This is a genomic window from Streptomyces swartbergensis (assembly GCF_002148965.1).
Lineage (GTDB): Bacteria > Actinomycetota > Actinomycetes > Streptomycetales > Streptomycetaceae > Streptomyces > Streptomyces swartbergensis.
The window spans coordinates 20,418-29,796 of the sequence record NZ_NGFN01000053.1 but is presented as its reverse complement, the minus strand read 5'-3'; the positions used below and the strand labels follow the sequence as shown (position 1 = coordinate 29,796).

9 protein-coding genes are annotated in these 9,379 nt (G+C 72.9%); 1 reads left to right on the top strand and 8 read right to left on the bottom strand.

Features of this window, described 5'->3' with window-relative positions; genetic code table 11:
• The 3 genes from CA983_RS11760 to CA983_RS11750 all read right to left on the bottom strand — a co-directional run.
• Window positions 1-284: DNA-formamidopyrimidine glycosylase family protein (locus CA983_RS11760; RefSeq protein WP_279628429.1), on the bottom strand; the 284-nt coding region annotated here is incomplete at its 3' end.
• 22 nt (window positions 285-306) lie between these two features.
• A complete protein-coding gene (locus CA983_RS11755) occupies window positions 307-2,394 on the bottom strand; it encodes a SpoIIE family protein phosphatase (protein WP_086600837.1) in 2,088 nt (695 codons plus the stop codon).
• A gap of 77 nt (window positions 2,395-2,471) precedes the next feature.
• Window positions 2,472-3,584: a DUF6777 domain-containing protein gene (locus CA983_RS11750; RefSeq protein ID WP_086600836.1), complete on the bottom strand. Its 1,113-nt coding sequence runs from the start codon at window positions 3,582-3,584 to the stop codon at window positions 2,472-2,474.
• A 141-nt stretch (window positions 3,585-3,725) separates the two neighbouring features.
• On the opposite strand from CA983_RS11750, the gene CA983_RS11745 reads away from it, so the two are divergent.
• A complete protein-coding gene (locus CA983_RS11745; protein ID WP_086600835.1) occupies window positions 3,726-5,147 on the top strand; it encodes a lipase maturation factor family protein in 1,422 nt (473 codons plus the stop codon).
• Here the strand turns inward: CA983_RS11745 and CA983_RS11740 are convergent.
• The 5 genes from CA983_RS11740 to CA983_RS11720 are packed head-to-tail and all read right to left on the bottom strand — an operon-like array spanning window position 5,135 to window position 9,363.
• Window positions 5,135-5,962, bottom strand: a complete 828-nt coding sequence (locus tag CA983_RS11740) for an amidohydrolase family protein (RefSeq protein ID WP_086600834.1) — start codon at window positions 5,960-5,962, stop codon at window positions 5,135-5,137. The genes CA983_RS11745 and CA983_RS11740 overlap by 13 nt on opposite strands.
• Window positions 5,959-6,276, bottom strand: a complete 318-nt coding sequence (locus tag CA983_RS11735) for an L-rhamnose mutarotase (RefSeq protein ID WP_086600833.1) — start codon at window positions 6,274-6,276, stop codon at window positions 5,959-5,961. Before CA983_RS11735 ends, CA983_RS11740 begins: the two co-directional genes overlap by 4 nt.
• Window positions 6,273-7,271 (bottom strand): aldo/keto reductase, encoded by a 999-nt coding sequence (locus CA983_RS11730; RefSeq protein ID WP_086600832.1) that lies wholly within the window; start codon window positions 7,269-7,271, stop codon window positions 6,273-6,275. Before CA983_RS11730 ends, CA983_RS11735 begins: the two co-directional genes overlap by 4 nt.
• Window positions 7,268-8,023, bottom strand: coding sequence for an SDR family NAD(P)-dependent oxidoreductase (locus tag CA983_RS11725; protein ID WP_086600831.1), 756 nt, complete (start codon window positions 8,021-8,023; stop codon window positions 7,268-7,270). Before CA983_RS11725 ends, CA983_RS11730 begins: the two co-directional genes overlap by 4 nt.
• Window positions 8,020-9,363, bottom strand: a complete 1,344-nt coding sequence (locus CA983_RS11720) for an L-fuconate dehydratase (RefSeq protein WP_086600830.1) — start codon at window positions 9,361-9,363, stop codon at window positions 8,020-8,022. The genes CA983_RS11725 and CA983_RS11720 overlap by 4 nt, the downstream gene beginning before the upstream one ends.
• Window positions 9,364-9,379 lie beyond the last annotated feature (16 nt).

Here is a 9,379-nt window from a genome sequence, read left to right as displayed (position 1 = left end):
CCCTTGCCGGGGCGGGGCGGGCCGTCGGGGAGGCGGTCCTTCCAGTGCAGCCAGCCGGCGCGGGCCAGGTGCGTCACGAAGTGCGGGCCGTCCGCGGCCTGGATGTCGAGGAACTTGCCGTACCGGCGTACGGCGGCGACCTCGTGGCCCTCCAGCGCGGACAGGGGCGGGTCGTACGTCTTCAGGACGCTGATCGCGACGGGCAGCACCCGTACGATCTCGTGGCCGACGAGGTGCTCGGTGAGGAAGTCCTTGAGCGCCTCGACCTCGGGGAGTTCCGGCATAGGTCCAGAGTGCCACGTGGTGTCATTCGGGGTCGGGCACCACGAACTCGCACCACACGGCCTTGCCGCCGCCGCGCGCCTCCACGCCCCACACGTCGGTGAGCAGCTCGACCAGCAGCAGACCCCGGCCGGAGACGCCCGACTCGCCCGCCTCTCGGCGGCGCGGCAGGGCGCTGGAGGAGTCCTCGACCTCGACGCGCAGCCGGCTCTCGGAACCGGTGAGGGCCCGCAGGGTGACGATCGCGGAGCCCTCGGTGTGCATCAGGGCGTTGGTGATCAGCTCGTCGGCGACCAGCTCGATCTCGTCGGCGCGGTCCCGGGCTCCCCAGACGCCGACCGCGGTGCGGATCATGTGCCGGGCGTCGGCCAGGGCCGCCGGATCGCCGGGGGCGACAAGCCACTGGAGCCGGCGGCCGGACTGCGGGCCGTCCGGGCCGCGCCGGCGCAGCAGGAGCAGCGCCACGTCGTCGTCGCCGCCGCGTTCGGCGGCCACGTCGATGAGCCGGTCGGCGAGGTCCCGTACGTCGTCGGGACCGGTGGCGACGAGCGCGGTGAGGGTGCGCATGCCGTCGTCGAGGTCGGCGCCGGGCTGCTCCACCAGCCCGTCGGTGCACAGCAGCAGGGTCTCGCCCGGGTCCAGTTCCACGGTGCCGACCGGGTAGTCGAGGCGGCCGAACTCGGCGGACAGGCCGAGCGGCAGACCGCCCGGGACGGTGACGCGGCGGCAGGAGCCGTCGGTCTGCCGCACGAGCGGGTCGATGTGGCCGGCCCGCACCATCTGGAGCACGCCGGTGGACAGGTCGGCCTCCGCGTAGAGGCAGGTGGCGGAGCGGTCGGTGTCGAGTTCGTGCAGGAAGACGGAGGCGCGGGCCATCACGGTCGCCGGGGTGTGCCCTTCGGCGGCGTAGGCGCGCAGCACGATGCGCAACTGGCCCATGACGGCGGCCGCGTGCGTGTCGTGACCCTGGACGTCGCCGATGACGGCGCCGACCCGGCCGCCGGGCAGCGGGATCAGGTCGTACCAGTCGCCGCCGATGTCACGGCCGAGGGAGCCGCCGATGGTGGCCGCGCGGTAGCGGACGGCGATGTCGGCCCCGGGCACGCTCGGGATGGTCCGGGGCAGCATGGCCTGCTGGAGGCCCTGTGCGAGGTCCATCTCCTGCTCGTAGAACATGGCCCGCTGGAGGCTCTGCGCGATGCTGCTGCCGAGGGCGACGAGAATGTTGCGCTCCTCGGGGGTGAAACCGCGCCGGTCGCTGTAGAGCAGGCCCATGGCGCCGATCGGCTGTGCCTGGACGATGAGCGGCAGATACGCGGCCGACGTGATGTTCAGGCCGGTGATGTGCGGCCAGAGGATCGGGTAGCGCTCGGCGAACTCCTCCGGCGACTCGATGAAGCAGGGAGCGAGGGTCCGTACGGCCTCGCTCATGGGGTAGGGCTCGTCGATCCGGGTGACGCGGGTGCCGGGCACGAAGCTGTCCGAGGGGCCCTCGGCGACCAGGCGGATGCGGCCGGCCTCGACCAGGCCCATCACGAGGCTGGTGGCGCCCAGGTGGATGAGGCCGTGGGTGTCCTTGAGGACGTCGATGACGTCCTGGACGGTGCGGGCGTGGGCGAGGGCGGCCGTGGTGAGTTCGACGACGCTGGTCTGCTGCCGGCGGGCCTCGTCCCGGGCGGCCTGGTCGCTGCGGGCCTCGCTCTCGGCGAGTTCCTGGGTGGCGTCCCGGACGATGCCGATGATGCGGCGGGGCCGTCCGGTGTCGTCGCGCCGGATGTAGCCCTGGGTGTGGGTCCAGCGCAGGGAGCCGTCGCGGCGACGGACGCGGAAGTAGGCGCCGTAGTTCTCGCTGCCGTCCTTGAGGGCCTGGGTGACCGCGGTGTCCAGGCGCCGGGCCTCGCCGGGCGGGACGCGCTTGGACAGGGTCGCGGGGTGGTCGTCGTACTCGTCGGGACGAACGTCGAAGACCTCGTGGGCCTGGGCGTCCATCTGCATCAGGCCGGTGTCCAGATCCCAGTCGAAGCTGCCCATCCGGTTGAGCGCGAGGATCAGGTCCGGGTGGGCGGGCCAGTCGTCCGGGAGTGACAGGGCGCTCGCTCCCTGATCAGACATGGGCCCACCTTGCCAGGATTCGTCCGATTCTTCGACCGGATGTGCTGAGTTTACGGGCCGCTGCGCCGAACCGGCCCTCAGTTACCGAAGACGTCCGTGGGGCTGCCGAGGATGCTGTCGTCGGCCGGATCGTCGGGAATCAGCCCGGCTCCGTCGGGCAGATCGGGGCTGTCCGGCACGGCGACGGGGCCGGCCTCGTCGAGGCCGCCGGGGTCTTCGGGGGACGGTTCGCCGGACAGCGGGCCCGGATCGTCGGGCGGTGGCGCGTCAGTGACGGTGTCCGGCAAGCTCACGTCCCAGGGGGGCGCGCTGTCCAGGTCCGCGGAGACGCCGGACTCGCGCGGGACGAGAGGCGGTGGCTCGGACGGCTCCGGTGTCGGCGTCGGGGAGTTCGTCGCCCAGACCGGTGGCGGCAGGACCCGGTCGCGGCCCACGTCGTGGCCGGTGCGCCGTTCGATCCAGGTGCGGGTGGTGACGTCGACGATCGTGAAGTCGGTGATCGCCTGCCGGGCGGGGGCCACGACGACGACCCGGCCGGGCCGGTAGCCGGGCCATGGGGTGCCCTTGACTGCGCCCGTGCCGCGCAGCGCCACGGGCGGGCGGAGCGGGTTGCCGCAGGCGCACCGGACGCGCGGCACGCCCCGGTCGTCGACCAGGACGGCGGTGCCCGCCTGGAGGACGGCCTGGTAGYCGGCGGCCCGGCCGGCCCGGAAGCCGTGGTTGGTGACGCGGGTGTCGGCGCGCAGCACGACGGGTGTCAGTCCGCGCAGGTGGTCCGGGACGGACGCCGGGGAGACGCCCGCGACCCGGGCGAAGGCGCGCGTCCTGGACCGGTCGCGGGTGAGGTGGCCGATCTGCCGGGCGACGTCGCAGCTGCCGGTCCGCTCGATGCCGCCGTACAGGCCGGGGGTCCCGCCGGAGAGCGAGCGCAGGCCGCTCAGGTCGGCGGAGACCGGGGCCGCGTCGCCCGGGCCGGCCGTCTCCGGCGTTCGGGGGACGGGTGACGGGGTAGCCGTCGTGGTGGCCGTGGAGTCCGTGAAGGGGTTCGGCCCCTGGGCCGCGGCCGTTTGGAGGAAGAGCGCCCCGCCGGCGCCCGCGGCGTCGCCCTCGCCGTCGCCGCCGCAGCCCGAGAGGAGGAGCGCCGCGGAGAGCGCGCAGGCCGTGACGAAGGTCCCGGTAGGTGTCCGCACCTCGCCCTCCAGCCCACTTCGTCACATATGAGGTAACTGATCACTATTGTTTGCTTCACTCGCTCCGATCATGCAACCGGAGCGGTGGTACACGGAGCGTGACAACGGGGTCCGGCGACGCACTGGGAGGAGCGCACGGCCGTGGACTGGTTCACCGCATCCGACTACTGGCTGAGCCGGCTGGTCTTCCAGCGGGCGCTGGCCGCCGTCTACCTGGTCGCGTTCCTGACGGCGGCGTTGCAGTTCCGCGCGCTGATCGGGCAGCGCGGCATGCTGCCGGTGCCGGAGTTCGTCCAGCGGGTGCCGTTCAAGCGGGCGCCGAGCCTGTTCCAGCTGCACTACTCGGACCGCTTCTTCGCCGTCTGCGCGTGGGCGGGCTGCGCGGTGTCGGCCGCGCTGCTGGCCGGGGTCGACTCGCTGCTGCCCCTGTGGGGCGGCATGCTGCTGTGGCTGGTGCCGTGGGTGCTGTACCTGTCGATCGTCAACGTCGGGCAGACCTGGTACTCGTTCGGCTGGGAGTCGCTGCTGCTGGAGGTCGGCTTCGTCGCCGTGTTCCTCGGCAACGACGAAGTGGCGCCGCCCGTCGTCGTGCTGTTCCTGCTGCGCTGGATCCTGTTCCGGGTGGAGTTCGGCGCGGGGCTGATCAAGATGCGGGGCGACGAGTGCTGGCGGAAGCTGACGTGCCTGGACCACCATCACGAGACACAGCCGATGCCGGGCCCGCTGAGCTGGTTCTTCCACCATCTGCCCAGGCCCCTGCACCGGGTCGAGGTGGCCGCGAACCACTTCACGCAACTCGTGGTGCCGTTCCTGCTGTTCACCCCGCAGCCGGTCGCGACGGCCGCCGCCGCGCTGATGATCGTCACCCAGCTGTGGCTGGTGCTGTCGGGCAACTTCGCCTGGCTGAACTGGATCACCATCGTGCTGGCCCTGTCGGCGGTGCGGTTCCCGGCCGATCCGCCGGACGTGCCCAGCGCCCCGCTCTGGTACGAGGTCGTGGTCCTCGCGGCCGCCGCGCTGCTGGTGGGGCTCAGCTACCACCCGGTCCGCAACATGATCTCCCGCCGGCAGGTCATGAACCGCTCCTTCGACCCACTCCATCTGGTCAACACCTACGGCGCGTTCGGCAGCGTCAGCCGGGTCCGTTACGAGGTGGTCGTCGAGGGCACGGCCGACGACGTCCCGCATGAGGACTCGGACTGGCGGGAGTACGAGTTCAAGGGCAAGCCCGGTGATCCCCGGCACTGGCCGCGCCAGTTCGCGCCGTACCATCTGCGGCTCGACTGGCTGATGTGGTTCGCGGCCCTCTCCCCCGCGTACGCCGGGTCCTGGTTCGGCGCCCTGGTGGAGCGGCTGCTGGAGAACGACCGCGACACGCTGAAGCTGCTGCGCCGCTCGCCGTTCCCGCCGGACGAGCCCCCGCGGTACGTGCGCGCCCGCCTGTTCCGCTACCGCTACACGACGTGGCGCGAGCTGCGGGAGACGGGCGCGTGCTGGGAGCGGACGTACGTACGGGAGTACCTGCCGCCGACGCGGCTGGCGGAGACCGTTCAGAGGTCGTAGAGGCGGGTGGCGGTGGCCCCGAAGATCCGGGCGTGCTCGGACGGGCCGGTCAGCCGGCGTGCGGTGTCGAGCACGTCGCCGTAGGTCGCCGCGAGGGTGCACACCGGCCAGTCCGAGCCGAACATCAGGCGGTCCGGGCCGAACGCCTCCAGCACCGTGTCGGCGTACGGGCGCAGGTCGTCGATCGACCAGGACTCCAGGTCGGCCTCGGTGACCATGCCGGAGAGCTTGCAGACGGTGTTGGGCAGCGCGGCGAGGGTGCGGAGGCCGGACGCCCAGGGTTCGAGGGCGCCGGAGGCGATGGGCGGCTTGCCCAAGTGGTCGAGGACGAAGGTGAGTCCGGGCAGGGAGGCCGCCGCCTGGGTGCAGGCCGGGAGCTGGTGGGGCAGCACGACCAGGTCGTACACCAGCCCCGCGTCGGCCACGGCGGTCAGGCCGCGCCGTACGTCGGGACGCAGCAGCCACTCGGGATCCGGCTCGCCCTGGACCTGGTGCCGGATGCCCTTGAGGTACCGTCCGCCGGGCAGTTCCCGCAGCCGGGCCAGCTCGTCGGCCACGTCGGGGCGTGTGAGGTCCGTCCAGCCGACGACCCCGGCGATCAGCTCGTGCGCGTCGGCCACTGCCAGGAACTCCGGGGTCTCCTCGGGGACGGTGACGGTCTGGACGAGGACCGTGCGGTCGACGCCCGCCGCGCGGGCCTCGGCTGCGAGATCCTTCACGGTGAAGTCGCGTCGGATCGGGCTGCCTTCCGCGATCCAGTCCTGGTCCCGCACGGACAGGTCCCAGACGTGGTGGTGGGCGTCGACCACGGTCATGACGGCAGCTCCCAGACGACGGGCAGGCCGGCGTCCGCGCCCTCGCCGGAGTAGTCGTGCACCACGTCCAGCAGCTCGGCCATGCGGGCCTGCCAGGCGACGTTGACCGGCAGTTTCTCCAGTTCGGCGAGGAGACGGGCGTAGTCCTCGCACTCCAGGACGTGGAAGAGGTCGGTGCCGCTGCGCCAGATCGTCCAGGAGGTGGCGCCGGCGGCGCGGATGGCGTCGGTGAGTTCCCCGGGCACCTCGCGGTGGGCTGCCTCGTAGTCGGCGATGCGGTCGGCGCGGACCTTGGTGTGCAGGGCGACTCTCATGAGAACTCCTTCGAGGAGGTCTCGCCGGGCACGGGGGCGTCCGCGGGCAGCAGGCCCTTGGCGCGCAGTTCCTGCCAGAACGCGGCGGGCACGCGGGCGGCGAACTGGTGGGCGCAGTCGCGGACTTCGTGTGCCGAGCGGGCTCCGACGAGGACGCTGGCGACGGCCGGGTGGGCGGCGCAGAAGGCCAGGGCGGCGGCGCGCAGGGTCGTGCCGTGGCGGTGGGCGACGGACTTCAGGCGCAGCGCCCGCTGGACCAGGTCGGAGGGCGCGACGGTGTAGTTGTACTTCGCGCCCGGCTGCGGGTTCGCCAGCAGGCCGGAGTTGAAGGCGCCGCCGATGACGACGGATTTGCCCCGTTCGTGGGCGGCGGGCAGCAGGCCGGTGAGGGCGCTCTGGTCGAGCAGGGTGTAGCGGCCGGCGCACAGCACCACGTCGACGTCGGTGTCGCGGACGAAGCGGGTGAGCATCTCCGCCTGGTTCATCCCGGCGCCGATCGCCCCGACCACGCCCTGCGAGCGGAGCTTCTCCAGCGCCGGGTAGCCCTCGCGGAAGGCCCATTCGGCGTGCTCGTCCGGGTCGTGGAGGTAGACGATGTCGACCCGGTCGAGGCCGAGGCGTTCCAGGCTGGCTTCCAGGGTGCGGCGGATGCCGTCGGCGCTGAAGTCCCAGACGCGCCGGTGGGTGGCGGGCACGGCGAAGCCGCCGGCGAGGTCGTCGCCGGTGCCGTCGGCGGGCTCCAGGCGGCGGCCGACCTTGGTGGAGACGGTGTATCGGTCACGGGGGTGGGCGCGCAGGGCGGCGCCGAGGCGGCGTTCGGACAGGCCGAGGCCGTAGTGCGGGGCGGTGTCGAAGTAGCGGATGCCCCGCTGCCAGGCGGCTTCCACGGCCTCGTGGGCCTGCGCCTCGCCGACCTCGCTGTACAGGTTGCCGATCGCGGCCGCACCGAAGGACAGGGCGCTGACCCGGACGCCGCTGCCGCCGAGCCGGTTCACCGGGTCACCGGCCGCAGCCGCAGGCCCTGCATGCCGCCGTCGACGGCGAGCGAGGTGCCCGTGGTGGCGCCGGACAGGGGGCTCGCCAGGTAGGCGATGGCCCCCGCGACCTCGCCGGCGCCGACCAGGCGGCCGGTGGGCTGGCGGGCCTGAAGGGCGGCGCGTTCGGCGGCCGGGTCGGGGGCGGCGTCGAGGAGGCGGCCGACCCACGGTGTGTCGACCGTGCCCGGGTTGACGCAGTTGACGCGGATGCCCTCGCGGACGTGGTCGGCGGCCATGGCGAGGGTCAGCGCGTACACGGCGCCCTTGGTGGCGCTGTACAGGGCGCGCTGCGGCAGGCCCGCGGTGGCCGCGATGGAGCAGGTGTTGACGATCGCCGCGTGCGCGGAGGCGCGCAGGTGGGGCAGGCAGGCGCGGGCGGTGCGGACCATGCCGACGACGTTGACGTCGTAGACGCGGTGCCAGTCGTCGTCGGAGTTGTCCTCGACGGTGCCCTGGGCGCCGATGCCCGCGTTGTTGACCAGGACGTCCAGCCCGCCGAGGTCGGCGACCGCCGCCGCCACGGCCTCGCGCACGGACGCGTCATCAGTGACGTCCGCCCGGTAGGCCAGCAGGGGCTTGTCGACCGGCGACGGGTCCAGGTCGAGGACGGCGACCTGGGCGCCGCGCTCGGCCAGCAGTTCCGCGGTGGCCCGGCCGATGCCGGAGGCGCCGCCCGTCACCAGGGCCTTGATGCCCTCGAAGTCGCTCATACAGCCCGGCCCTTCTTCTGTTCGTCGAGGTCGGCGGCCCAGAACTCGCCGCCCGGGTAGGTGTACCGCGCCAGGGACTCGGGTCGCATGGCGGCCGAGAAGCCCGGCGCGGTGGGTGCCGTGTAATGACCTTCGCGGATGACCACCGGGTCGAGGAAGTGGTCGTGCAGATGGTCGACGTATTCGATGACGCGGTCCTCGGTGGTTCCGGTCAGGGCCACGTAGTCGAACATCGACAGGTGCTGGACCAGTTCGCACAGGCCGACACCGCCCGCGTGCGGGCAGACCGGGACGCCGAACTTGGCCGAGAGCAGCAGGATCGCGAGGTTCTCGGGGACGCCGCCGACGCGGGCCGCGTCGATCTGGACGACGTCCAGCGCGCCGGCCTGGAGGAGCTGTTTGAAGACGATCCGGTTGTGCACGTGCTCGCCGGTGGCGACCTTCACGGGGGCGACGGCCCGGCGGATCGCCGCGTGGCCGAGGATGTCGTCGGGGCTGGTGGGCTCCTCGATCCAGTAGGGGTCGAACTCGGCGAGGGCCTTGGTCCAGCGGATCGCCTCGTCGACGTCCCAGCGCTGGTTGGCGTCGACGGCCATGCGGACGTCCGGGCCGATGACGGAACGGGCCACGCGGCAGCGGCGGATGTCGTCGTCGAGGTCGGCGCCGACCTTGAGCTTGATCTGCCGGAAGCCGTCGGCGACGGCCCGGTCCGCGAGCCGGGTGAGCTTGTCGTCGTCGTAGCCGAGCCAGCCGGGCGAGGTGGTGTAGGCGGGGTAGCCGCGCTCCAGCAGCCGTGCCGTGCGCTCCTCGGCGCCCTGTCTGCCCCGGCGCAGGAGGGTCAGGGCCTCCTCGGGGGTGAGGGCGTCGGTGAGGTAGCGGAAGTCGACCTGGCGGACCAGCCATTCGGGCTCGGCCTCGGCGAGCAGCCGCCACAGCGGCAGGCCGGCGCGCTTGGCGGCCAGGTCCCACACGGCGTTGACGACCGCGCCGATCGCCATGTGCATCACGCCCTTCTCGGGGCCGAGCCAGCGCAGTTGGCTGTCGCCGATGAGGTCGCGGTTCAGGGTGGACGGGTCGGCGCACAGGTCGTCGACGGAGCGGCCGACCATGTGTCCGCGCAGCGCGTCGATCGCGGCGACCTGCACCTCGTTGCCCCGCCCGATGGTGAAGGCGAATCCGTGCCCCTCGTGCCCGTCGGCCGCGTCCGTGCGCAGGACGACGTAGGCCGCCGAGTAGTCGGGGTCCGGGTTCATCGCGTCGGAGCCGTCGAGCTCGCGCGAGGTGGGGAAGCGGATGTCGTGGGTGTCGACCGCGATGATGCGGGCGGGCGTCGGGGACACGGAGGGCCTTTCGGGT

Coding starts and splice junctions, on each gene's coding strand:
- CA983_RS11755 (WP_086600837.1), bottom strand. CDS start 2,394: ATGTCTGATCAGGGAGCGAGCGCCCTGTCACTCCCGGACGACTGGCCC.
- CA983_RS11740 (WP_086600834.1), bottom strand. CDS start 5,962: ATGACCGTGGTCGACGCCCACCACCACGTCTGGGACCTGTCCGTGCGG.
- CA983_RS11735 (WP_086600833.1), bottom strand. CDS start 6,276: ATGAGAGTCGCCCTGCACACCAAGGTCCGCGCCGACCGCATCGCCGAC.
- CA983_RS11725 (WP_086600831.1), bottom strand. CDS start 8,023: ATGAGCGACTTCGAGGGCATCAAGGCCCTGGTGACGGGCGGCGCCTCC.